The 23,659-nt window shown below is 43.1% G+C and carries 36 protein-coding genes; 35 read left to right on the top strand and 1 reads right to left on the bottom strand.

Annotation, left to right across the window (positions count from 1 at the left end; all coding sequences use genetic code 11):
- The 5 genes from ACFQ3W_RS23460 to ACFQ3W_RS23440 form a co-directional block, all read left to right on the top strand.
- A partial coding sequence (locus ACFQ3W_RS23460; protein WP_449290212.1) for a BC1872 family protein occupies window positions 1-289 on the top strand: 289 nt, incomplete at its 5' end.
- A gap of 2 nt (window positions 290-291) precedes the next feature.
- A complete protein-coding gene (locus tag ACFQ3W_RS23455) occupies window positions 292-495 on the top strand; it encodes a hypothetical protein (protein ID WP_379321655.1) in 204 nt (67 codons plus the stop codon).
- Entirely contained in the window at window positions 492-695 is a 204-nt protein-coding gene (locus ACFQ3W_RS23450; RefSeq protein WP_379321654.1) for a hypothetical protein, read from the top strand. Before ACFQ3W_RS23455 ends, ACFQ3W_RS23450 begins: the two co-directional genes overlap by 4 nt.
- Window positions 696-773: 78 nt before the next feature.
- Entirely contained in the window at window positions 774-1,238 is a 465-nt protein-coding gene (locus tag ACFQ3W_RS23445; RefSeq protein ID WP_379321653.1) for an ArpU family phage packaging/lysis transcriptional regulator, read from the top strand.
- A gap of 23 nt (window positions 1,239-1,261) precedes the next feature.
- Window positions 1,262-1,507, top strand: a complete 246-nt coding sequence (locus ACFQ3W_RS23440; RefSeq protein WP_379321652.1) for a hypothetical protein — start codon at window positions 1,262-1,264, stop codon at window positions 1,505-1,507.
- Between the two features lie 586 nt (window positions 1,508-2,093).
- On the opposite strand, the gene ACFQ3W_RS23435 is transcribed toward ACFQ3W_RS23440, so the two are convergent.
- The gene (locus ACFQ3W_RS23435) at window positions 2,094-2,288 is read right to left on the bottom strand and encodes a hypothetical protein (RefSeq protein WP_379321651.1); all 195 of its coding nucleotides are present in this window, start codon (window positions 2,286-2,288) and stop codon (window positions 2,094-2,096) included.
- Window positions 2,289-2,392: 104 nt separating this feature from the next.
- Here ACFQ3W_RS23435 and ACFQ3W_RS23430 point away from each other — a divergent pair, with 104 nt between their 5' ends.
- The 30 genes from ACFQ3W_RS23430 to ACFQ3W_RS23285 all read left to right on the top strand — a co-directional run bounded on the left by ACFQ3W_RS23430 (window position 2,393) and on the right by ACFQ3W_RS23285 (window position 23,624).
- Window positions 2,393-3,670 (top strand): hypothetical protein, encoded by a 1,278-nt coding sequence (locus tag ACFQ3W_RS23430; protein ID WP_379321650.1) that lies wholly within the window; start codon window positions 2,393-2,395, stop codon window positions 3,668-3,670.
- On the top strand, window positions 3,667-3,987 hold the full coding sequence (locus ACFQ3W_RS23425; RefSeq protein ID WP_379321649.1) for a hypothetical protein: 321 nt from the start codon (window positions 3,667-3,669) through the stop codon (window positions 3,985-3,987). The genes ACFQ3W_RS23430 and ACFQ3W_RS23425 overlap by 4 nt, the downstream gene beginning before the upstream one ends.
- Window positions 3,988-4,041: 54 nt before the next feature.
- A complete protein-coding gene (terS, locus tag ACFQ3W_RS23420; RefSeq protein WP_379321648.1) occupies window positions 4,042-4,785 on the top strand; it encodes a phage terminase small subunit in 744 nt (247 codons plus the stop codon).
- Complete coding sequence (locus tag ACFQ3W_RS23415) at window positions 4,785-6,059, top strand: PBSX family phage terminase large subunit (RefSeq protein ID WP_379321647.1); 1,275 nt, start codon at window positions 4,785-4,787, stop codon at window positions 6,057-6,059. The genes terS and ACFQ3W_RS23415 overlap by 1 nt, the downstream gene beginning before the upstream one ends.
- A gap of 11 nt (window positions 6,060-6,070) precedes the next feature.
- A complete protein-coding gene (locus ACFQ3W_RS23410; RefSeq protein WP_379321646.1) occupies window positions 6,071-7,507 on the top strand; it encodes a phage portal protein in 1,437 nt (478 codons plus the stop codon).
- Window positions 7,476-7,751, top strand: a complete 276-nt coding sequence (locus ACFQ3W_RS23405; protein WP_379321645.1) for a hypothetical protein — start codon at window positions 7,476-7,478, stop codon at window positions 7,749-7,751. The genes ACFQ3W_RS23410 and ACFQ3W_RS23405 overlap by 32 nt, the downstream gene beginning before the upstream one ends.
- Before the next feature lie 2 nt (window positions 7,752-7,753).
- Window positions 7,754-8,776, top strand: a complete 1,023-nt coding sequence (locus ACFQ3W_RS23400; protein ID WP_379321644.1) for a minor capsid protein — start codon at window positions 7,754-7,756, stop codon at window positions 8,774-8,776.
- Window positions 8,777-8,789: 13 nt separating this feature from the next.
- The gene (locus tag ACFQ3W_RS23395; RefSeq protein WP_379321643.1) at window positions 8,790-9,056 is read left to right on the top strand and encodes a hypothetical protein; all 267 of its coding nucleotides are present in this window, start codon (window positions 8,790-8,792) and stop codon (window positions 9,054-9,056) included.
- 120 nt (window positions 9,057-9,176) lie between these two features.
- Entirely contained in the window at window positions 9,177-9,821 is a 645-nt protein-coding gene (locus ACFQ3W_RS23390; RefSeq protein ID WP_379321642.1) for a phage scaffolding protein, read from the top strand.
- 195 nt (window positions 9,822-10,016) lie between these two features.
- Entirely contained in the window at window positions 10,017-10,973 is a 957-nt protein-coding gene (locus ACFQ3W_RS23385) for a major capsid protein (RefSeq protein WP_379321641.1), read from the top strand.
- A gap of 13 nt (window positions 10,974-10,986) precedes the next feature.
- On the top strand, window positions 10,987-11,172 hold the full coding sequence (locus ACFQ3W_RS23380; protein ID WP_379321640.1) for a head fiber protein: 186 nt from the start codon (window positions 10,987-10,989) through the stop codon (window positions 11,170-11,172).
- A gap of 13 nt (window positions 11,173-11,185) precedes the next feature.
- Window positions 11,186-11,413 (top strand): hypothetical protein, encoded by a 228-nt coding sequence (locus tag ACFQ3W_RS23375; RefSeq protein ID WP_379321639.1) that lies wholly within the window; start codon window positions 11,186-11,188, stop codon window positions 11,411-11,413.
- Complete coding sequence (locus ACFQ3W_RS23370) at window positions 11,400-11,783, top strand: DNA-packaging protein (RefSeq protein ID WP_379321638.1); 384 nt, start codon at window positions 11,400-11,402, stop codon at window positions 11,781-11,783. Before ACFQ3W_RS23375 ends, ACFQ3W_RS23370 begins: the two co-directional genes overlap by 14 nt.
- A gap of 2 nt (window positions 11,784-11,785) precedes the next feature.
- Complete coding sequence (locus ACFQ3W_RS23365) at window positions 11,786-12,142, top strand: ABC transporter ATP-binding protein (RefSeq protein ID WP_379321637.1); 357 nt, start codon at window positions 11,786-11,788, stop codon at window positions 12,140-12,142.
- A 1-nt stretch (window position 12,143) separates the two neighbouring features.
- On the top strand, window positions 12,144-12,563 hold the full coding sequence (locus ACFQ3W_RS23360) for an HK97 gp10 family phage protein (RefSeq protein ID WP_379321636.1): 420 nt from the start codon (window positions 12,144-12,146) through the stop codon (window positions 12,561-12,563).
- A gap of 1 nt (window position 12,564) precedes the next feature.
- Window positions 12,565-13,002: a phage tail terminator family protein gene (locus tag ACFQ3W_RS23355; RefSeq protein ID WP_379321635.1), complete on the top strand. Its 438-nt coding sequence runs from the start codon at window positions 12,565-12,567 to the stop codon at window positions 13,000-13,002.
- On the top strand, window positions 12,995-13,180 hold the full coding sequence (locus tag ACFQ3W_RS23350) for a hypothetical protein (protein ID WP_379321634.1): 186 nt from the start codon (window positions 12,995-12,997) through the stop codon (window positions 13,178-13,180). Before ACFQ3W_RS23355 ends, ACFQ3W_RS23350 begins: the two co-directional genes overlap by 8 nt.
- Window positions 13,181-14,497, top strand: a complete 1,317-nt coding sequence (locus ACFQ3W_RS23345) for a phage tail sheath family protein (protein ID WP_379321633.1) — start codon at window positions 13,181-13,183, stop codon at window positions 14,495-14,497. It begins immediately after the preceding gene.
- A gap of 1 nt (window position 14,498) precedes the next feature.
- Window positions 14,499-14,960 (top strand): phage tail tube protein, encoded by a 462-nt coding sequence (locus tag ACFQ3W_RS23340; protein WP_379321632.1) that lies wholly within the window; start codon window positions 14,499-14,501, stop codon window positions 14,958-14,960.
- 22 nt (window positions 14,961-14,982) lie between these two features.
- Window positions 14,983-15,399 carry a phage tail assembly chaperone gene (locus ACFQ3W_RS23335; protein WP_379321631.1) on the top strand — a complete coding sequence of 139 codons (417 nt, stop codon included), beginning with the start codon at window positions 14,983-14,985 and terminating at the stop codon, window positions 15,397-15,399.
- Between the two features lie 222 nt (window positions 15,400-15,621).
- Complete coding sequence (locus ACFQ3W_RS23330) at window positions 15,622-16,125, top strand: hypothetical protein (protein ID WP_379321630.1); 504 nt, start codon at window positions 15,622-15,624, stop codon at window positions 16,123-16,125.
- Window positions 16,126-16,200: 75 nt separating this feature from the next.
- Window positions 16,201-18,291, top strand: a complete 2,091-nt coding sequence (locus tag ACFQ3W_RS23325) for a tape measure protein (protein ID WP_379321629.1) — start codon at window positions 16,201-16,203, stop codon at window positions 18,289-18,291.
- Entirely contained in the window at window positions 18,288-18,977 is a 690-nt protein-coding gene (locus tag ACFQ3W_RS23320) for a LysM peptidoglycan-binding domain-containing protein (protein WP_379321628.1), read from the top strand. Before ACFQ3W_RS23325 ends, ACFQ3W_RS23320 begins: the two co-directional genes overlap by 4 nt.
- Before the next feature lie 10 nt (window positions 18,978-18,987).
- On the top strand, window positions 18,988-19,944 hold the full coding sequence (locus ACFQ3W_RS23315) for an XkdQ/YqbQ family protein (protein WP_379321627.1): 957 nt from the start codon (window positions 18,988-18,990) through the stop codon (window positions 19,942-19,944).
- On the top strand, window positions 19,941-20,282 hold the full coding sequence (locus ACFQ3W_RS23310; protein WP_379321626.1) for a DUF2577 domain-containing protein: 342 nt from the start codon (window positions 19,941-19,943) through the stop codon (window positions 20,280-20,282). The genes ACFQ3W_RS23315 and ACFQ3W_RS23310 overlap by 4 nt, the downstream gene beginning before the upstream one ends.
- Window positions 20,279-20,674, top strand: coding sequence for a DUF2634 domain-containing protein (locus tag ACFQ3W_RS23305; protein WP_379321625.1), 396 nt, complete (start codon window positions 20,279-20,281; stop codon window positions 20,672-20,674). The genes ACFQ3W_RS23310 and ACFQ3W_RS23305 overlap by 4 nt, the downstream gene beginning before the upstream one ends.
- Window positions 20,667-21,743, top strand: coding sequence for a baseplate J/gp47 family protein (locus ACFQ3W_RS23300; RefSeq protein ID WP_379321624.1), 1,077 nt, complete (start codon window positions 20,667-20,669; stop codon window positions 21,741-21,743). Before ACFQ3W_RS23305 ends, ACFQ3W_RS23300 begins: the two co-directional genes overlap by 8 nt.
- Window positions 21,740-22,324 carry a putative phage tail protein gene (locus ACFQ3W_RS23295; RefSeq protein WP_379321623.1) on the top strand — a complete coding sequence of 195 codons (585 nt, stop codon included), beginning with the start codon at window positions 21,740-21,742 and terminating at the stop codon, window positions 22,322-22,324. The genes ACFQ3W_RS23300 and ACFQ3W_RS23295 overlap by 4 nt, the downstream gene beginning before the upstream one ends.
- Window positions 22,321-22,605, top strand: coding sequence for a ketopantoate hydroxymethyltransferase (locus ACFQ3W_RS23290; RefSeq protein ID WP_379321622.1), 285 nt, complete (start codon window positions 22,321-22,323; stop codon window positions 22,603-22,605). The genes ACFQ3W_RS23295 and ACFQ3W_RS23290 overlap by 4 nt, the downstream gene beginning before the upstream one ends.
- On the top strand, window positions 22,605-23,624 hold the full coding sequence (locus ACFQ3W_RS23285; protein WP_379321621.1) for a hypothetical protein: 1,020 nt from the start codon (window positions 22,605-22,607) through the stop codon (window positions 23,622-23,624). The genes ACFQ3W_RS23290 and ACFQ3W_RS23285 overlap by 1 nt, the downstream gene beginning before the upstream one ends.
- The last annotated feature ends 35 nt before the right edge of the window (window positions 23,625-23,659 follow it).

Below are 23,659 nucleotides of genomic sequence, written 5' to 3'. Positions count from 1 at the left end.
CGACACAATGTGTGATCATGCGTTTGGTGCGAATGGATACAAAAGAAACTTTGCGTTTGATCCCACTGACGACAAACAAAAGATCATTCCTTTATATTCTTCCGACATATCCGCAGCATGGGAAGTACTCGAACACCTCAAAAATAAGGGAGCAGAAATAAACGTAGGGTTCTTTGCTTATTGGGATTGCTCGATTGATTACCCTATAGGATGCAATTGGCGCGCAGTGGCCGAAACAGCACCAGAGGCCATATGTAAAGCAGCTCTATTAGCTGTATTGGAGGTGTAAGCATGATAACAGGAAATTATTTTACGCCAGATAAAAATCCAATTTTAACAATTTGTTCAAAAGGCGGAAAAGAGATATTACGTTTTGACCCAAGTGGAGATATTTTTGTCCATGGGAAACTGGTCGAAAATGACAAAGAAGTCGTTCAAGGTTTCAGAAAATTTCTTGTGGATCAAGGATATTTAGGGAGTGAGGGGGAGTCATGACACCAAAGGTAAAAGCAAAATCATTTTGGGTGTGGACGCAAAAGTCCGAGGATGCCGATCCAAAGCATCATAAAGCTGGCGTAAGAGTTTGGGAACATTACGCCATAGAAGCCCCACGAAGATGGCTAGACGATGGATTGATCATTGATAAGAGCGATTATCAGGAAGAAGGGCAAGCGGATTTGTTCGATTATGTGTAGTATAATACAAGTAAATGGTAAAAATATCGACTGTTATATTCAAAATAAATGTAAATTAATGCAAAAAGGGGTGTAGTCGTGAGGGCAGAAGCAAAGGACGTTTATCAATTGGCTTTGATGGAGATTAACCGCGAAGAAACCCGCAGACGCACAGAAAAAGAGCTTGAGACAGCAAGAGTTTACAATAAGGTGGGATTTGTTCGAAAGGAGATTAAAAACACTCCTAACTACGAGCCGCGAGAACATCAAGGAACGAACGCAATAAGCAAGCCATGTGAGGATGTTGCTGTTTGGAATGTCGACAACGAAGTGCGGCTAAAACAAGCACATGAACGTGTTCAAACAGGGTTAAGAGCATTAAAGCGCGTTGAACGGCAAATAATCGAAATGCGATATTTGGAAGATGAAGATGTGACTGATTTTCAAGTATATATGGAACTACATCTTTCTGAACGCAGTTATTACCGTAGAAAGTCCGGGGCACTGTACAAAATGGCGTTTGCAATGGGTCTTGAAGTGTACATTACTGATGAAACGGCTTAAGATATATTTCAAGGAGGATTCGAATGATCACGCCTAATCACTTATATGATTTATTTGGATATTACGAAGAAAACCGAACCTTCAATACAAATGGTCAATTTTTAGTAACATGCGCACATTATGCGTATCAGTCATATGCAAATGATGATTCAACAACTTACAAAGCAAATCAAAAACCAGTCCGCCTGAATAAGTTCAAGTACGAAGGAAACAAGATTGGATACGCTGGGAAATGTGAGGTTTGTGGGAAGGTATATTATACAGAATAAAATAGTGGCAGGATTTTGGCAGACATTTGGCAGGATATTGGACTAAATACCTGTTATGATTGTATTGTGGGAAATTGAATAAAGGACACCACGAAGGTATGAATACCTTAGGAGATAGGCTGGCGAATACGCTGGCCTTTTTTATTTGTGGTGAAAGCTCCTGAGCAATTTCCTCAATGTGGGGCGGACTAGGCTTACCTGGGCCGCTTCACATAAATCTATGGAGGAAGATGGCGCCGGCCTCCTAGATTATCAGGGGTGCTAATGATGTGGTGGCGGAATACCAGTTCAAGGGAGCAAAAAGACGCTAATGCGGGCATTATATCCCTCGCCCACATCAATCAACATACGCATACTGGCAATGTCCTAGGGCGTTCGGCGGTATGCGTAATTGATAACACATAACCTTAACATATCGTTACTCCACTCTTGATAACGGCATATGTTTTACACACATATGCGCCTCCTTTTCAGCCGTGATCTCAGCGGTTAAAGAGTGGATCGGGAGCGCAAGCCGACCGCGCAAATAAGTGTCGGAAAAAGAAAAATAACCAGCCACTTTGACTGGTTAAGACTTAAGGAAAAGTCAATAAAAGAAAAGGAAGTCGTTAATATTATATGTTTTACCATTTAGAACAATATAGTGCGGAAATTCGTTTTGTTCTATTTTGCCAGAATCGATAATAACATCTTCGTCTTTATGCTCAATATCTATATCAAGCTGCAATGCCCAACAATTAATAAAGTCGTCTTTAGTTGTAAGACGTTTTTTCCCTACCAATGAAATCACCTCCATAAATGGTGATTCGACATACATATTAAATTACCTTTTGTTTGCTGCTCATTCGAGCGACTTTTTTATTTTACATAAAGGGAGGTGCTTAGATGCAGAAACATATAACATGGACACTAGAAGAGGACGAACGGCTGACAGAGCTAAAAGGAACTGGCACATATGCAGAGATAGCCACCAAAATGACGCAGGAGTTTGATATTGAGTTTTCTTCTGAGGGCGTCCGTAAGCGCGTCAAAAAGCCAAATGTAGAAGCACAAGCACCTACCGGATATAAAACAACAGTAGAGATACTACAAGACGGATCGCATAGGTCAGATAAGCTGCTGAGAATGTCCGAAGAGGAAAGCAAAGACGTAAACTACTTGCTCAAGGCTCATGGTTATGACGTAAATGCGTGGGAAATAACGTCAGCGAAGTCTAGTATTTGGAATCAACACAATAAGCAGGACGGAACACTAACTTTATACACAAGCAAAATAACGGTTAAGCCAAAAACTAACCAGTTTACTATAGATGACGTTAAACAGACAGTAACTGACTTAATGAGTAATTATACAGTGCCCATTTACAAACCTATTCGTTATTCTGAATCAGGTAAACTACTTGAAGTGAACATGTCTGACCTGCATTTGAATAAGTTGGGGTACAAAGACGGGGAATACAATCACAAGCAAGCCGAGGACATTTTCTTTTATATACTTAACGACATATTGACCAGGACGCAAAACATGACTTTTGAAAAGATAGCTTTCATTTGGTCACATGACTTTTTTAACATAGATAATCTAACAAAGATGACTACAAACGGTACACCGCAGGATACTAGCACGAGATTTGCAGACATGTATAAGCAAGGAAAGCGTATGCTCATACAGGGAATAGACCTGTTAAGACAGTTCGCGCCAGTTGAGACAGTACAAGTAGGGGCCAATCACGACAGGTTAACCAGCTACACCATGTCCGAAGTATTGGAAGCGTGGTTTAGGAATGATGATAATGTCAAGATTGACAACGATCCGTTAAGCAGAAAGTATATCCGGTATGGGCGCAACCTAATCGGATTCAGCCACGGGGACAAAGAAAAGAGCAGACTTGGAAAACTAATGCCGATAGAGGCCCGTAAAGATTGGGGTGAAACACTCTATTCCGAAATACACGCAGGACACTTGCACAGCGAACAAGCCGTCAAAGAGGAAAACGGCGTAATTGTTCGCTATTTGTCGTCTCCAAGTGGAACAGATAACTGGCATTTTGAATCCGGTTATGTAGGGGCTGTGAGAAAGGTCCAAACGTTTATATGGGATAAGGAAAGAGGGCTGCTCGATATATTGCATACGCCAATAACCACCGAGGAGGTACAAGAGTGATCAAATTCAACATTAATAACTGGGTGAAGGTAAAGCTAACCGAACTAGGCAAAGAAATTGAAAAGAAAAACTATGAAGCACTGAACGAGATGCTTAAACAATATGGGAGCAAATATAGCGATGAGTTTAAACTAGAAGTTGATGAAAATGGGTACACGTCTTATCAATTGTGGGAGCTGTTCGAGAAGTTTGGTTCTCATGTTGGTATTGGGAAGAAACAACCTTTTGAAACTGAAATCATTTTGATTGAACACCGGATGTTTACCGAGGAACAAGCATACGGTAATGACTGCCCTAGTGGGAAGTGCGATGTGTAAATAAGCGTTGCAAAACAACACAATCCAAAAATTGGAGGTGGGTGAGGTGAGATAATGGCCGAAAAACATCTATTAGCCGAGCAAGATTATATACAAGGCATGAAATATAAAGACATCGCAAAAAAATATGACGTTACAATCAACACGGTAAAGAGTTGGAAACAGCGGCATGGTTGGACGCGCACTAGGGGTGCGCCAGATGGGAAAAGTGTGCACACAAGCCGAGGGGGTGCGCCTCCTGGCAATAAAAACGCTGTAGGGAATGAAGGCGGTGCCCCTAAAGGCAATAGCAACGCCGTTTCTCACGGTTTTTTTCGAAAGTATTTCCCGGATGATGCGCTAGAAATCATGGAACAAGTTGCTGATCGATCACCTTTGGATATGCTATGGGATCAAATAACAATCCAGTACACAGCTATTATTCGGGCGCAGCAGATTATGTATGTGCAGGACAAAGATGAAATGATTAAGGAACTGAAAAAGCGAAAATTCGATGTGGTTGATACCAGCACTGAAAAAGAAAGTTCATTCGAGCAGGTTGTGACCGAGGAAGAATATGAATTTCAGTTTTCTTGGGATCGTCATGCAACATTCCTAAATGCTCAAAGTAGGGCAATGTCAACGCTCCAAAATATGATAAAACAGTACGAGGATATGTGTAAATATGATGTTGCCAATCAGGAACAACAGTTAAGAATAAGTAAACTAAAAGGTGAAATAGCACTGCTGGAGCAACAGGCGACAAAGGATGACGATAAACCAATTGAGATAGTAATCAAACGTAAGGGTGATGCCTAATGATTGAAAAAGAGGTAAACCCACACTTTGAGGATTTTCTTTTTGATTGGTCCACTAAGTTTCAATTTATATTTGGCGGATATGGATCATCTAAGAGTTACCATGTTGCTTTAAAACTCATCTTAAAGTTACTCAAAGAGAAGCGTACTGCATTAGTGGTGCGTGAAGTATATGACACTCATAGGGATTCAACATTCTCTCTATTAGAAGAGATTGTGATTGATCTCGGGCTAGATCATAAAATTAAATGTCTTACATCACCTATGCAGCTTCGTTTCCCAAATGGCAGCAAGATTATTTTCAAAGGAATGGATAAACCACAAAAGCTCAAGTCAATCAACAATATATCTATTGTATGGTTGGAAGAGTGTTCGGAGATTAAATATGCAGGTTTTAAGGAGCTGCTAGGACGTTTACGGCACCCAAAGCTTAAACTTCATATGATTTTATCGACAAACCCGGTGGGCGAGGATAATTGGTCGTATAAACACTTCTTTAAGGATGAGCAAAACAAGCGATTTGTCATAGATGACAAGGAAGTGTATGAAAAGCGTACTGTAATAGTGAACGATACGTATTATCATCATTCAACTGCTGATGATAATTTATTTTTGCCAGAAAGCTATATTAGCCAGTTGGATGAACTGAAAGATTACGATCCAGACCTTTACCGAATTGCTCGGGAAGGTCGTTTTGGCGTTAATGGATTGCGAGTGTTGCCACAGTTTGAAGAGTGGGAACATAGCGAGGTTATGAAAGCCATTGACTCTATAAGACAGCCTATCAAAAGGGTTGGTATGGACTTTGGCTTTGAAGAGTCGTATAACGCTATAGTTCGTATGGCTGTAGATCACAAAGAAAAGATACTGTACATCTATTGGCAATATTACAAAAATAAGATGACAGATGATCGAACAGCAATTGAAATAGAAGAGTTTAAGAAAACAGAAGAATTGATTATTGCTGATAGTGCAGAGCCTAAAACGATCCAGTTTTACAAGCAGTTAGGTTTCCGTATGAAGGGAGCTAAGAAGTTTCAAGGATCACGGCTCGCTAATACCAAGAAGGTTAAAAGGTTCAAAAAAATTATATGTTCGTCAAATTGCCATGATGTGATACGCGAGTTGAAATATTTGACGTACGCAGTAGATAAGGATGGAAATATCATTCCTGATGAATTTAAAATCGACCCTCATACTTTCTCTGCTATTTGGTATGGGCTAGACGGCTATGAGGTATCTGATCTTAAAGGTGGAAGCATTTCATTTGATTAGGAGGTGGAACTTTGGATACAACAATTTTACAAATTATCGAGGGTAACGCCCCTATGACTCTGGAACAGATCATCAAGCAATGGGTGGACGATTGGAATCGAAGCGATAAATGTAAATGGATGAAAATAGGAGAAGACTATTACAAAGGGCAGACCGACATTTTAAAACGTAAGCGTATGGTTATAGGTGATGGCGGCGTGTTGGTAGAGGAACAAAATCTAGCAAATAACCAGTTGGTATTTAACTATACCCGTAAACTGGTTGACCAAAAAATAGGTTATCTCTTATCAAAGCCCATGAGCATCCAAACAGAGAATCAAACCTACCAGGACGCTTTAACGGATTTGTTTGGCTCTAGCTTCCAACGTATTCTCAAAAACTTGGGCAAAGAGGCTGTAAACAAGGGGATAGCTTGGCTGCATGTCTATTACGACGAAAACGGCGTGCTGAGCTTCAAACGGATGCGGTCTGATGAAATTATACCGGTGTGGTTGGATGAGGACCATACACAGCTACAAGCGGTTATACGGCAATATAAGGTTGACACATACGTTGCCCAGACTAAGAAAGAGATCCATAAGGTCGAGTGGTGGGATGTGGTATATGGAGTCAAACGATATATCCATGATGGTGGATTGATACCAGACGAAGAACCAGAAAGTTCTCACTATTTTGCTGTCAAAGATGGCGTTGAGCGGCCGCTAAACTGGGAACGAGTACCGTTTATCCCGTTTAAGGCGAACGACGAAGAACAACCGCTCATTGAGATTATCAAAACGTTGGTGGATGACTACGATAAACGAGCATCCGACAACTCAAATAACCTTGAGGATTTGCCTAACAGTATTTATGTGCTGAAAGACTATGACGGCGCTAACTTAGGCGAATTTAGACGAAATTTATCGGCATTTCGTGCAGTTAAGGTAACTGGCGATGGCGGTGTTGATACTATCGGTTTGGATATCAATACAGAGGCATTTAAGACGCACCAGGAGCTGCTACGCAAGGGAATATACGAGTTTGGGCGCGGCGTAGACATGCAAACCGAGAAGTTCAACGGGGCCACAGGGGTAGCACTCAAGCAGCTATACAACGACTTGGATATGGATGCCAATATACTCGAAACCGAGTTTCAAGCCAGCTTAGAGCAGCTTTTATTCTTCATTAATGCACATCTAGCCAATACCGGAGTAGGTGACTTCTCAAACGAGACAGTCAAGTTCGTCTTTAACCGGGATATCATCATGAGCGAATCTGATACCGTCACAGATGCCAAAAACAGTATGGGCATCATATCAAAACGGACGATCCGGGCAAATCATCCTTGGGTGACAGACTTGCAAGAGGAAGAAGAGCAAATCAAGAAGGAAGAATCTGAGGCTGTGCTGGATTATCCGGGACTAGGAGGTGAGCAGAATGTTAACAATCAAAACAATGAACAAACTTGATGATTTGGTGTTCGCGCTGACTGAATCCATGCTTAAAGATGTTGAATCATTCAAAATTATTAATGCAGAGCACCTTGACGCATTAGCAAAGCTCATATCGGTGACTACATCAAAAGATGTAACTAGAACCGCATACCCAACTATCAATGTGAGTGTTTGTAAAGATGTTGATGTTGATAGCGTTGTAAAAAAGATTACTCAAACGCTAGAAAATGGCGTTAATGAGTACTACAACGGTTTATAGCCATGAAATCCGCTGAATACTGGCAGCGCAGGGCCGAAGCATCGGCAAAGATGCAGCATGTAAAGGCTGATATCTACGCCGAGCAGCTATCCAAAGAGTATGACAAGGCCATAGCGTCCATTAATCGGGATATTGAAGCCTTTTACGGTCGGTTTGCTGTAAATAATCAGATATCCTTTATGGACGCTCAGAAAACGTTGGATAAGGGCGAATTGAAAGAGTTTCGAATGACGCTCGAAGAGTTTACGGCCCTAGCTAAAGACAACGCTGACGGGCGCTGGACAAAGACTCTCAACAATGTCTATTACAAAACACGTGTGAGCCGTTTAGAAGCCCTTTTAATACAGATAAGGCAACAGGCTGAGATGTTAGCAGGAAGCGAACACAGCGGCACGACAGAGCTTCTGGCGGACACTTATAAAGAAGGATACTACCGGACGCTGTTCGAGATTCAAAAGGGAACTGGTTTGGGCACGACATTTGCAAAGATCGACGACAAAGCCTTAAATCAAGTCCTTAATGCAGAGTGGGCCGGTAGTAACTACAGTAAACGCATATGGGGAGATCGCGACAAGCTTGTGAGAGAGATTCAAACGAATCTTACACAGGCTTTTATTCGTGGTGACAGCATTGACCAGGTAACTAATACGATCCGCGACCGCTTTAAGGTGTCCAAGTCCAACGCAGTAAGGCTTGTACGCACAGAGAGCGCCTTTATAGCTGGCGAAGCAACCTACGCTGGGTATAAGGAAAGCGGCGTTGTAAAGCAGTACCAATTCCTTGCTACCTTGGACATGAAAACAAGCTCTATATGCCGGGACATGGATAACAAAGTGTTCAACCTTTCCGACAAGGAAGTGGGCATAAATTGGCCGCCGCTGCACTCTCATTGCCGCAGTACTACGGTTCCTTACTTTGGCGACGATGACCCGGGCGAACGGATAGCCAAAGATAAAGATGGCAGCTATTACTATGTACCAGATACCATGAGCTATCTAGACTGGTACAAAGGATATGTGGAATAGGAGGTGATAAAAGGTGATCAAAACATACCGAGCAAAGATTTTTGTGCAGGCCGTACAATTCCAAAACAGTTATGACAGTATTCAAGAAGTTATTGGCTTTGTTGGGCTTCCGGTCAACGTGGAGTACACTTCAGCAGGCGTGCAAATGCGCATTATCCGCAATCCTTACAACGTGATTATCGTTAAGGTTGGCGAGTATGTAACCAAAGCAGAGGACGGCACGCTTGGCGTAATCAGCGCTACCGATCTAGCCGCAAAGTATGATGAAGTGACAGCATAATACCAGCCATGTCGTATGGCTTTAAACTAGGCGCTGCCCTCTTTAAAGGTTCGGGGCTGACTGAACGTAATCCTAGCGTGAGGTGAACACGCAAATAAAACATTAAGGGAGACGAGATAAATGGATTTGAAAGAACTTTTAGGCGAGGACTTATACAATCAAGTCATGGCAAAGGCAGGCGATAAGCACAAGATTGCTGTAGTGTCTGACGGAAACTATTTTCCAAAAGAAAAATGGAATGAAGTCAATGAGGCTAAAAAGAAAGCGGAAGCCGATCTGAAAGACCGTGATAAGCAGCTAGAGGACTTGAAGAAGTCAGCAGGTGACAACGAAGAACTTAAGAAGCAGATTGATGCTCTGCAAAACGACAACAAGGCTGCTAAAGACAAATACGAAGCAGAGTTAAGAGACTTGAAGATCAATACCGCCTTGAAGCTGGCTCTTGCTGGTGAAGTGCATGACGCCGATCTTGTAGCCGGTCTGATCGACAAGGCCAAAATTAAGGTTAAAGACGATGGAGCAATTGAATCTGGTTTAGATGATCAAGTAAAGGCCCTGCGTGAAAGCAAGGCTTTTTTGTTTGTCGAAAAAACAGATGACAAGCAGCCTAGATTTAAGGGGTCTAAACCTCCAGAAGGTGGAGGCAGTAAACCAAACGGGAAGGTTAACCCGTGGAAAAAAGAAACATGGAATTTGACTGAGCAAGGACGCATTTACAGGGATGACCCTGAATTAGCTGCACAATTGAAGGCAGCGGCGAAATGATGGACAATGTCCAACCTCTTAAACCATGGGAAGTTGTGGTTTTCCATTGGGGTACAGCTATAAGGCATCGTAATGGACGGTGGGATAGAATATTCATTTCCCCTGATGCCCAAGAAATTGATGTTGGCAACTTGGACGTGATTTTACATGACAATGGAATCGAATTTATTACAAAAACTATGAGGTGATTAATTTATGGGAGCAACTAAAATTGCAGATGTAATTGTACCAGAAGTATTTAATGACTATATTATCGAACGAACTGCACAACTATCAGCACTTGTTCAATCTGGCATCATCGTACCCGATCCACAACTAGATGCATTGGCCGATTCTGGAGGCACAATCATCAATATGCCTTTCTGGTCAGACCTTAGCGGAGATTCTCAGGTGTTGAGTGATCAAACGCCACTAACAGTTAACAAAATCACGTCAAACAAAGACCAGGCACGGTTGCATACTCGTGGTAATGCATGGGGAGCTAATGACCTTGCGAAGGCTCTTTCTGGCGACGATCCTATGGGAGCTATTGGCGATTTGGTAGCTGAGTATTGGAATCGTGATCGTCAAAAAATGCTGTTTTCAACGCTTAAAGGTGTATTTGCAGCAGCCAGTATGTCCGGTAACGTATCTGATATTTCAGCAGCTACTGCCGATGCCGCGCTAATCAGTCCTGCAACAACCATTGATGCGCAATATAAACTGGGTGATGCAGCTGGGAAATTAACTGCATTCTCGATGCACTCCGCTGTATATGCATACCTGCAAAAACAACGGCTGATTGAATATGCGGTTGACCCAGTGACGGGCGTAACGTTTGCAACATACCTCGGTCGCCGTGTAATCGTTGATGATGGGCATCCGGTATCTAGTGGTGTTTATACCACTTATTTGTTTGGGTCTGGAGCAATCGGTTTCGGCAATGGTGCAGCTCCTGTTCCAACTGAAACGGATCGCGATAGCCTACAAGGTGAAGATATTCTGATTAACCGCCAACACTTCGTTTTGCATCCGCGCGGTGTTAAATGGACAGAGGCAGGCGTTACAGGTGTTTCCCCTACAAACGCCGAGCTTGAAGCTGCAACTAACTGGACTCGGGTGTATGAAAACAAAAATATTCGTATCGTCCAATTCAAACACAAAATTGGTTAAGGGGGCAGCTTAAATGAGCGCGAAAGACCTTAAAAAACGTACAACCCCTTATGGCAAGGTTGACGGGATTGTGGATTACCTTGAGACATTTCAAGCTGCTGCGCAGCCAGATAGCACCGCAACCGATATTGCGGGTTTAAAAGCGGATTTTAACGCTCTCCTTGCTAAGCTGCGCGCAGCTGGAATTATCGCATCATAATAGGAGGTGCAATATGGGACTTGCAGCATTTAACAGAATGCGTAGGTTAGAAGCCGAAAAGCTTGCAGAACAGACGCAAGAGGGCGAACCGGTAACAAAGCCTTTGGATGATATGAAGGTCACAGAACTGCAGGAATATGCCAAGGTAAATAATATCGACCTTGGCGAAGCAACAAAGAAAGCAGAAATCTTAGCCGCTATTCAGGCATCATCTGGCGGTGGTGATAATGCCAATAGCTGATCAATCCGAAGTTAAAACGATAGTAAAACTGCGATTGCAGCTTACTGACGCCACACATGATGCGCTGATTGATTCCTATATTCGGGAGATCGGTCGGCGTATTCAACATTTTTGCAACATAACAGAAATAACCGACATGCTTACGGATACATGGGCCAGTATGGTTATGGATGCGTTGCGCATTGAAATGCCAAGCGTGGACGAAATCAACGAGACAGCAGGGGGAGCGGATAACATCAAAGTAGGCGATACATCCGTTGCCCCCGTCTCTGCTTCGTCCGGATTGTCCAATACAACCAAGACGGTAATCGACCAGATTGTGCTTAATTACCGTACAGACCTAGTACGTTATCGTAAATTGAGGTGGTAGGCATGATTAACTATGCAAGACACCGCCGCAAGATCGAGAAAATGTACAATGACCGCGCTACGGTTACGCGAATGGAAAAGGTAAAGGTTGGCGGTGAAACAAAGCTACAGCCTGTAGTAAAGTACACCGACCAACCTTGCTTTCTATCGCAAAAGGCACTCGGGGCTAACAACCAAACAGAACCAGTGAACAAAATCGCCTATGAAACAAAGCTGTTTATATCACCAGACATTGAAATCCTACAAGGCGACATCATAGAAGTGACGCGAGGCTCTCTTAAGCGTGTTTATACCGCAGGGGAGCCTTTTCCCTATCCAACACACCAAGAAATAAGCATACAACGAAAGGATAAGGCTTGATATGGCTAAGTGGGGTAGCTTTGAATTTGGTGACTTTGAACAGATGGCGAAGCGGTTTAATAAGGCGATGGACGAGCGAGTCATTGAACGGTGGATCCGTGAATTCTTGTATGAAATGGCGCTTAAAGCACTTGCAAAAACGAAGCGGCGTACGCCAAGCAAAACCGGCGAGTTAAGAAACAATTGGCAGCTAGGGCGTGTGGTTAAGAAAGGAAATTCGTTTGAAGTCGAGATATACAACAATACCTACTACGCCAGCTTCGTAGAGTATGGGCATCGAACCGGCAAAGACTTAACAAAGTGGGTCGATGGCCGCTTTATGATGACGATATCTATGCAAGAGATTGAAAAGCAGATGCCAAAGTTTTTAGAAAAGAAGCAGATTGAATTGCTCAATCAGCTTATGAACGGCAGGGGGTGAGATGTTGCCAGAAGTAACAGTAAACAGTATAAGGGACGGCGTTATCTTAGCCCTGTCTAATTTCTTCCCTACGATGGATATTTTCGGGGAGTATATCGAGCAGGACTTTAATGCGCCGTGTTTTTATGTAAAGTTGCTCACTACATCGCATGATCATGAGCTGGATAGGCGTTATAAACGCTCTAATTCGTTCGACGTGCATTTCTTCCCGGCTGGGGCTGACTATAACAGGGAAGCTCATAGCATGGCTGAAAACCTGTACGTAGCGCTTGCCAAAGTCAATATAGACGGGGCGATATACAAGGGAACGAAGATGAACCATGAAATAGTAGACAATGTACTTCACTTTTTCGTGGACTTTAACTTCTTGGTGTCTACACCAAAGAATGAAATCAAAATGCAAACTCTCAAACAGGAGGGGAATGTAAAAAATGGCTAAAGATGAACAGGCCGTCGAGATTGTCAGCGGTTTTACAAAGGCACAATTTATGGAGTCTAGGCAATGGCAAGGCATCGATAAAGACGTTTTGTCGGTTGTGCTGGAGGATGACAAGACTTACACGATTGCAGAGGCTAAGAAGCTAATCAATCAATTTAATACGGGGAAGGTGTTATAGATGGCTGGAGGAACTTGGAACAGTCAAAATAAAGTGCGGCCCGGCGTTTACATTAACGTTGTAACAGAGCCTAAAGCGCTTGGAACAATCGGGGAACGTGGCATTGTAGCCTTGCCGTTATCACTTACCTGGGGACCGGTTAAGCAACTAATCACAGTTGAGGCAGGGGCAGACACAACGAGTGTACTCGGCTATGACATTAACGATCCTAAGATGTTACTGATCCGGGAAGCGCTCAAACGGGCTAAAACTTTGCTGCTGTATCGGCTCAATGATGGCGTTAAGGCAACGGTAACACAAGGTACATTGACAGCAACGGCAAAATATTCCGGCGAGCGCGGTAATGACATTTCAATAGTCATCCAGGCTAACATTGATGATGCTGCCAAGTTTGATGTTAAAACGCTTGTTTCTGGCGTTGTGGTAGATACACAAGTTGTTGCCAATATTGCCGGGCTAGTATCTAACGCATGGGTAGACTTCACAGGCACGGGTACGCTGACAGCTACAGCGGGGGCGGCGCTGGTTGGCGGTACAAATGGCACGGCGTCTAATGCGGATCACACTACATTTCTGGCAGCCTTGGAGTTGCAAGATTTTAACACAGTTGGCTTGACAACTGATGATCCAACGCTTAAGGCTGTCTATGTGGCCTTTGTAAAGCGTCTGAGAGACGGCGAAGGCAAAAAGGTACAGGCAGTTATGCCAAGCTATCCAGCAGCCGACTACGATGGCGTGATAAGCGTTAAAAATGGAGTTATCCTCTCCGATGGTACAACCATTACAGCAGCACAGGCAGTTGCATGGGTAGCAGGGGCTACAGCAGGAGCAACGGTCAACCAATCGCTTACTTATGCTGCTTATGATGATGCTGTAGACGTTGCACCGCGCTATACTAACGCTCAGATCGAGGATGCACTAAAAGCCGGAGAGCTTCTGTTTACAGCCTCAAACAGTCGAGCCATCGTAGAGCAGGATATTAATACCTTCCATACCTTTACGACCGAGAAGGGCAAACAGCTCCGTAAGAACCGGGTTATCCGTGTGCTGGACAGCATTGCGATTGATCTTAAACACACTTTTGAAAATTTCTACATTGGCAAAGTGGACAACAATGCCGACGGAAGGAACCTCTTGAAAAATGAAATTGTTTCGTACATGAACACCTTACAAAACAGCAACGCCATTCAAAACTTTGACTCCCAAAACGATGTAACTGTAACGGCTGGAACTGAGTCTGATAGCGTGTACGCCGAAATCATGCCCCAGCCGGTTGATAGCATTGAAAAATTATATTTGAAAGTGCGGGTGAAGTAAGATGCCATTTTTCTTAAGAGATGCCATCTCAGGGCAAGAGGGTAGCGCCTATGCGACGATTAACGGACGGGTAGAGGAAATGTTTTATGCCAAGAAAATCGAAGCTACAGCCGAGAAACAAAAGTCTGAGGGCAAGACGCTAGGCCGTAGAGGTACGCAGTCAAAGGCTAATGGATGGAAAGGTACCGGCAATATGACCATCTATTATGCTACGCCTCTATTTCGGCGCATGATGATTGACTATATCAAGACTGGTAAGGATACGTACTTTGATATCCAGGTGGTTAACAATGATCCAAGTAGCACTATCGGTAAACAAACTGTGATCCTCAAAAACGTGAACTTAGACAGCGCAATTCTCACAAAAATTGACGTCGATGCTGAATTTTTGGACGAAGAAATCTCGTTTACCTTTGATGATGTAGATATGCCGGACAGCTTTAACGCACCAACCTCAAACTAAAAAAACGAAAGAAGGAATATAAATGAGCTTAAGCGCATTTTTTGCACAAAACGTTGAACAGGAAATTACCGAGGAAGTTGTAGTGTCTGATCGCTTTAAAGGTGAGGATGGGGCACCCATCCCTTGGAAAATGCGGAGTATGACCGAAGGTGAGAACGAAACCATTCGTAAGTCATCTCAGCGTAAAATAAAAGAAAAAGGGAATGTGACATTTGATATTAACACCGAAGAATACTTGACGAAACTTATCGTTGCCAGCGTTGTATATCCAGACCTTAAGGACGCTGAGCTTCAAAAATCATACGGCGTCCTGGGGGCTGAGCAGCTTGTCAAGAAAATGCTCCTGGCTGGTGAATATGCGACATTGTTAGGCAAGGTCCAAGAAATTAATGGATTTGACAAAAGTGTAAATGATTATGCTGATGAAGTAAAAAACTAATTGATGAGGGCGATCCAGAGTCTACCTGTGCTCTATTCGCCCTCAATCGTTATAATATGATGCCATGGGAATTTGCGGCACTGCCCGTTGTAAATAAAGGTGTTTTGATAGGTATGATCGAATCAACGATTAAGGAAGAAAAAGCCGCTATGAAAAAATGAGCATTCTCCATTCCAATAGTGTATAATTTGGAAAAAGAAGAAATGTTACGGAGGGTTGCTCATGATTAAGGCTATAGTAAGCCTTGTTGATGGTCTGCCGTTAGCTGATGAAAACGCTCAGCTTGAAATTACTTTTGATGACTATTTTTTAATGATCACAGAACACAAAATGCAAGGATTTAAAAAAGTAGTGGTCAATATGTTTAAAATACCATTGGAAAACATAGTTGACACCGTTATAACAACACAGAGAGAAATCGTTGATAAGCAAAAAAGTGTAATAGGCAGAGGGATTGTTGGCGGTGTTATTTTTGGCGGCGCCGGTTTGATCCTTGGCGGCATGTCTGGTATCGGCTCAAAGAAAAAGACTCAAATTAGTGATGTATACATTGTTTCATACGTATCATCTGCTGGGGAAGTAAAAAATATCATCTTTTCAATGCCGCCTATGATGGTCAGTGTAACGAAGAAATTCGACAAAGAATTTAAGAGCAGAATTGTCACTATTCCAAAAAGTGAGGCTGTAAGAAGGGTTTTATCTGCGTCAAAAGAAACAGTCTTATAAAAGAGTTGATTAAGGAGCGCCCTCATTGATTTGAGGGTGCTTTAATTTTTGCCTGAAAGAAGGTGAATTTATCTGATGGCAACTGTTACGGGTACGCTGAAAATGTTTGATGCAATGACCGGACCGCTCAAAAGCATTACATCTGGAATGAATTTGATGGTTTCGTCAATGTATAAAATGCAGGATGCAACAAGCAGAAATAACAATATTGATAAGACTCTTGCGGCTGCAAAAAATCAAATAGCTTCGGCAGAAGTCCAAATAAATAGGGCTATTGAACAATCGACGAGATCCCAAAACAACTTTGAAAAAAGTGTAAGTCGCTCGCACAAAAGCAGCAATCAATTACTATCCGCTGTCAAAAGTATCGGAGCAGCGTATCTTACATGGCAGACAATAAAGCAAGCAATTCAAATAACGGATGAGTATACAAACACAAATGCCCGGCTCAATCTCATAAATGATAAGCTCTTAACAACGAAAGAATTACAGGAAAAAGTTTTTGCCGCTGCCCAAAGATCACGGGGAAGTTATTTTGATATGGCAAAGGCTATCGGCAAAATGGGGTTGCTAGCTAAAGACGCCTTCAAAAACAATCAAGAGCTTGTTGACTTCACCGAGCTGATGCAGAAATCATTCAGGATCAGTGGGGCAAGCACAATGGAACAACAGGCCGGTATGTATCAGTTAACGCAAGCCATGGCAGCTGGCAAGCTTCAAGGAGATGAGTTTCGTTCGATAATGGAGAATGCCCCTATGTTAGCGGAGGCAATCGCTAAATACACAGGCAAAACAAAAGGCGAGCTTAAAAAAATGTCTGCTGACGGTACCATCACAGCAAACATTATCAAAGGGGCAATGTTTAAAGCTGCCGACGATATCAACAAGAAATTTTCTCAAATGCCAAAAACTTTTGGAGATTACTTTAATAGTCTAAAAAACATAGCTATACAAAGTTTTGCGCCGCTTATGACGAGACTTAACGCATTCATCAATAGCCCCAGTGGTAAAGCCTTTTTTAGTTCAATGGAAAAGGGAATTGTACTTGTGTCTAGGGTGCTGCAAAGTTTGGTTGATGGTTTTGTATGGCTAACTCAGGTCATACAATATAACTGGCCTATTATAGCCGGCATATTGGCAGGAGTAGGCGTCATCTTGGCGGTTATGGCATATCAATCAATTCCGTTACTAATTACTAGGTTATGGCTTATGATAGAGCCTATAATGGCGCAGGCTGCTGCTTGGTTAGCTGTAAACTGGCCTATTGCGTTAGTTGCCTTGGGCATTGGTCTTATAGTTGCTGCACTAGTCCATTTTGGCGTATCCACTCAAGAGGTTGTTGGCTATGTAACTGGTGCTTTTTACACCATGTTTTCAGTAATTTATAACAAAGTTGCTTTAGTCTGGAATGTATTTGCAAGTTTTGCCGAATTTTTGATTAACCTATTTATCGACCCGGTATATGCAGTTAAAAAGCTGTTTTATGACTTAGCCACAACATTTGGTAACTACATTTACAACATGGCACGGTCAACAGAGGACTTTGCAGGAATATTTGTAAAAGCAATCTTAAAGGCCGTGAATAAGGCGCTTGAAGGGTTTAACTGGTTGGCTGATAAAGTCAATGATACCTTTGGTACCGACATTGGCAAAATGGCTCTGCTGGATGAAAATAATGTGCATGTCGTCAGTGATTCGCTCAAAAATATGATGGATATGCTCGATAAGCCGACCAGCACAAAAAACGTTGTTTCGATAAAACGTATGGAACAAATGAATATGTCGGACTCCTTCAAGAAAGGGTACTCTGCTGGGTATGGTTTTGCAGACAAAGCTATTAACAAAATCAACAATTTCACAAAGGGACTCTCCCCGGCCACTGGTAAAGACAGCTTCTTAGGTGGAAAAGGTAAACTACCAAATATTGATAAAGTAAACAAAGTAGGAAAAATCGAAGATAAAGTAGATATCAGCAGCGAGGACCTAAAGCTAATGCGCGAGTTGGCCGAGATGAAAACAATTCAAAATTTTGTTTCTCTCACCCCTACGGTTAGCGTTAGTACAGGTCCAATCAACCAGGGTGCTGACTTTGATCAAATCGTTGCAAAAATCGAAACAGTGCTTGAAGAGAGCATAACTGCACATGCTGCGGGGGTGTACAAGTGAGATACTCCATAACTTTGTCTTATAACAATGAGGCTGAAGCAATAAGGCTTCCGGTGCTGCCTGAAAAATTCGAGATATCTACAACCGGTGACAGTAAATCATATGACATTTCAAAACTTGGAGAAATCAATGTAATTAAGGGACCAAAGCTATCAGATATTTCATTTGATAGCTTTTTTCCTGCTTCTTGGTATCCCGGGGCCAGCATTGAGGAAAGGGAATTTTTTGAACCGCAATATTATATCGATAAAATCAACGATTGGTGGGGCAAAAAGCACCCTATACGGATTGTATTAACTGGAACCAATTTAAACATTAACTTGCCTGTGAGCATTGAAAAATTCGCGCTCTCTGAAGAAGGCGGCGCAGTAGGGGATGTATACTATCAAATATCCCTTAAAGAGTATCGCTTTTACGCTGCCCATAAGATGGAGGTAAAAAAGCCAACAGCCAAAGCAGGAACGACAACAAAGGCAAAAATCACCGCCAAGAAAAAGCCGGTTAGACCTGACACAAGGGTAAAACCTAAAACCTACACGGTAAAGGCCGGGGATAACCTATGGAAGATTGCACAAAAGGCGCTGGGCGATGGCAGCAAGCATAAGCAACTCCAAACGCTCAATGGCATCACGGACAGCGAAGCCAAAAAACTACCGGTCGGCAAAGTATTAAAGTTGCCAACATAGGAGGCGTGGTATGTTACAGGTATTTACAGATAACAAGCTGGGTGGAGTGTATGACGTCTCCGAGCTGGTGACTGACGCCACTTGGAAAACATCACGGATCGGCAAGCCCGGGAGCTTTGACTTTACCATGCTGCAAGACAGTAACTATAAAATATCTAACGGGGATATCATCTCAGCAAAATGGGATGATAAGCCCCTTTTTTATGGCTATGTCTTTTCGGTGGGCCGGAACCAAGAAGAAACCATAAGCATCAAAGCGTATGACCAGCTCAGATACCTAACAGCTACAGACACTTACGTATTTAAAAACACCACAGCCGCCGCCGTAGTAAAGCGGATCGCCAACGACTTTGGGCTTAAGTGGGGTAACATCGTAGATACCAAATACAAAATACCGTCTATGGTTGAGGATGGGCAAAAGCTGCTGGATATCATTGATAAGGCTTTTGCACTTACAACGATCAACACCGGAAGCATATACGTCTTTTACGATGATTATGGCAAGCTGGCAGTCCAAAACGTCAAAGACAGGATAGTAGATTTGATTATTGGCGATGAAAGTCTAATGACTGACTTTTCGTATGAGCAAACAATTGATTCTGACACCTATAACCGTATTAAGCTGGTCAAAGACAATAAAAAGACCGGCAAAAGGGATGTTTACATTGCCCAGGACAGCGCCAATATAGCCAAGTGGGGACGCCTACAATACTATCAAAAAGTCGAAGAGAACCAGAATGAGGCGCAAATAAAGGCCTTGCTCGATCAGTTGGCGAGAGCCAAGAACCAAGAGACGAAAAGCCTTAAGATTGATGCTTTGGGCAATCCTCTGGTACGTGCTGGAAGCTACGTTAAAGTTGTAATCGAAGAACTGGCTATAAATGAACTGTTTTTGATTGACGAGTGCTCTCATAAGTTTTCGGGCAGCGATTACACAATATCAATTGATGTGAAGGTGGTTAAATGAGCCTAGCTGAATCGATTAAAATACTTGGAGCTAGTGCCGTCGGTGCTGGGAACCCGGTGTCTGTTATGTTCGGCTCCGTGACAAAGATAAATCCTCTTGAGGTAAACGTGGATCAACGTTTTACACTCGATGAGGATTTTTTAATTGTCCCTGCTTCGCTCACTAGATACGAAATCGATCTGAAGCATAAGCACAACACAACCGGAGGCCCAACAGAGGAAGCACTAACCGAAAAGATTGTAATCCGCGAAGGCTTAAAGGTTGGGGATTCCGTATTGCTGCTCCGGGTACAAGGCGGTCAAAAATATGTCGTATGGGATAAGGTGGTGAACCCATGATACCGATCGGTGGCGACCTGCTAGAAGCTGAGAATGAAGAAGAAACAAGCCGAACATATGGGATAGACTTCGCAGGCGGCAAGGCTACGGGCATTACAGACGGTTTAGAAGCAGTCAGGCAGGCGGTATATAAGATACTTCAAACTGACCGTTTTGCACACTTGATCTATGATGCCAATTACGGCAGCGAGATAACCGGACTGCAAGGCCGCAGCGAAGGCTATGTAAGGTCCGAAATAGATCGGCGTATCCGGGAGGCTTTGTTGCAAGATGACAGGATCTCGAGTATCGAGGATATGCAGATCACAATTAACGGTGACGAAGCTGTAGCAACCTTTACCGTGGTTTCAGATTACGGGGATTTCACTAAGGAGGTGAATGCAGTTGTATGAGGACCAAACCTATGAAGCTATTTTGAACCGGATGCTGGAACGGGTGACAAACGATGTTGACAAGAGGGCAGGCTCGATAATTTATGACGCCTTGGCCCCGGCTGCTGCCGAGCTTGCTCAATTGTACATTGAATTTGACGCAAATCAGAACCTTGCATACGCAGATACGGCAACGGGAGAATACCTAGAACGCCGAACAGGAGAGTTCGGGATTAACAGGGAGCCAGCAACAAAAGCGCGGCGTAAAGGGCTGTTTTATGCGTCTGGTGATATGCCTATCGACGTGCCTGTAGGTAGTTGGTTTTCTATCAACGACCTTGATTTTACGGCAGTAAGTAAAATTGAAACTGGTCAATGGGTTTTGGAATGCGAAACGGCTGGCGTGGTGGGAAACAAAGAATTCGGCCCATTGCTTCCAAACGACTACATCGACGGCCTTGCCCGAGCAGAGCTTACGGATGTATTAGTTCCCGGGGAAGATGCCGAAACAGATGAATCGTTACGTCAGCGTTATATGAGCGCCATTAACGAGCAACCTTTTGGCGGCAATGTGGCTGACTATAAAACCAAAATCGCTGCAATTAACGGCGTGGGCGGTGTGAAGGTATTCCCGACCTGGAACGGTGGAGGGACGGTCAAAGCAACGATCATAGCCAGTGATTTTAGCACTCCTTCCACAACGCTTATTGATCAGGTGCAGACGTTGATTGACCCGGAAGTAAACAGCGGTCAGGGCATCGGATTGGCTCCAATAGGCCATAAGGTGACGATCACAGGGGCGCAAAACATTACAATCAACGTATCGGCAACGCTCACCCTAGCAGCAGGAACCACAATAGGGCAGGTACAAAGCGATGTAACAGAAGCAATCAGTGACTACCTGTTATCACTCCGGCAGTCATGGGCCAATGACACAGCGTTAATCGTGCGTGTTGCTCAAATCGAGTCGCGTATCCTTACGGTCCCGGGTGTTTTGGATGTTACCAACACACAGCTTAATGGGGCGGCTGCTAACGTAACTTTGACCAATGAGCAAATACCGGTGATCGGGACGGTGACTCTCACATGAATAGGCTTTTAGAGTACCTTCCTGAGATTTACCATGATGTACTCGATTTTGTACAACTCACGGAATCTGGATCTGCTGAGATTATAACGGCAGAACAGGCGATCAAAACACTGTTTGATGATCAATTTGTTACTGAGGCGTCAGAGCAGGCCATCAAGCGGCGTGAAAAGATACTAGGTATACAAGCCGACCCAGCAACGGAAACGCTAGATTTCAGGCGTAAGCGGCTTATAAATCGATACTCAACTAAGCCGCCTTTTACAGTGAGATATCTCCAAGACCGACTTGATTATCTAGTTGGTAAGGGCCTGACAATCGTAAGTGCTGACGCACAAAACTTTATTCTAACTGTTACCACTAACATAGATAATGCAGCAGTGTTTCGAGAGGTCGAACGGACTGTACGAGTGGTTAAGCCTGCAAACCTTATATATCAGCAGAAAACAAGCTTACAAGGCACTGTAGAGCTGGAAGAACACATAAAGAAGCAGGAAATCATATGGAATTACAAGTTGGACGGCTCATGGACACTTGGAGAAAAGTCATTTGCTGACTTAGGACCGGAGGTGGTTATTAAATGATTCAGCCTACTTATCTATCAGAGGTTGCCAACTATACAAGCGGTCAGATTGCCAAAGTGGTACTTAATGATAGCGTGGAAATCACCAATTTCACTGTCAAAGAAGTAACTGCTTCTACAGTTGGTTTACAATACATCGTCCCGGCTGCTTCTATTTCACTTGTTACTAAGATTGATCTTAAGAAAGCAAACGGTGATGTGATTTGTACAAATAACGTGTATGTTCCGATTGTTTCGGACACTTTGCTTTTGCAAACGATTTTGATTAAGGAGGCATCATAATGGCAAAGACAGATTGGACATTAACTGATACGGTTAAACCAACTGATTTAAACGGGATCGGGCAAGAAATCAACCAGAACAAAGAGACCGTTGATACTCATCTACTGGATAACTCAAAACAAGTGCCCCATTTGGGAACAACATCCAATGTGGGTGACGCCTATAGCATTACAACCACCGAAACCATAAATGCAAATCAAAAGTTTACGATCAAATTTAACTCTGCAAGCACTACATCCCCTACATTAAAAATCAATGCTGGTGTAGCATGCTCTATCAAGAAAGCAAATGGAAATGCTGCAAAACTTTATGCGAGTGTCTATACACTATTTTGGGACGGCACAAATTTTATCTTATTGGGTGAAGGGGGTGAGACAGGCACAGCAACAGCAGGAGATGTAAGAGCTGGTAAAACCATTGGTGGAGATACACTTGTTACTGGCACGTTACCCGTGCAGGCAACCACAGCACAGACGATTACGCCGGGCACGACTAATATTGTTAAGGCTGCTGGTATATATGATGGGCCGATTACTGTGTTAGGTGATGCGGACTTAGTGCCTGGTAACATACCGAATGACACTAACCTTTTTGGCATACAGGGTGCCCTGGAGCGATTAACCACAACCGATAAACAGAGCATTGCAACGCAGATTACTAATAAGGGCGTAGCAGCAAGTGTAAGCGATGCACCATCAATGTTAGCTGCAAAAATCGGGCAGATTGCTGTAGGAAAATCATTTATTTCTGCAAACCTTGGAACACCATCTTCTTTATCAATACAATATGATTGTGGTTTTGTACCAGCAATCATATTTGTATTATCTACAGCGCCCAACGGGACAACGTCTGGGGCTACACTTGCTAAATCATCTCTTTGGGGCGGCACGGAATATAAATTCGTTGGTAGTGGCCAAACTGTATGGCCCGAATCTGTTAGTGGTAACGTAGTAACGCTTACTGTGACTAACTATAATGGATGGCCGACAAACGTGCGGATATTTGCATGGGGTGAGTAAAAAACAAACCTGACAAATAACATAATAATCACAAT

It is taken from the genome of Paenibacillus puldeungensis, from assembly GCF_042678945.1.
In the GTDB taxonomy this organism is placed as follows: Bacteria; Bacillota; Bacilli; order Paenibacillales; family Paenibacillaceae; genus Fontibacillus; species Fontibacillus puldeungensis.
The sequence above is the reverse complement of the archived record's forward strand: the minus strand, read 5'-3'. Positions and strand labels throughout refer to the sequence as shown.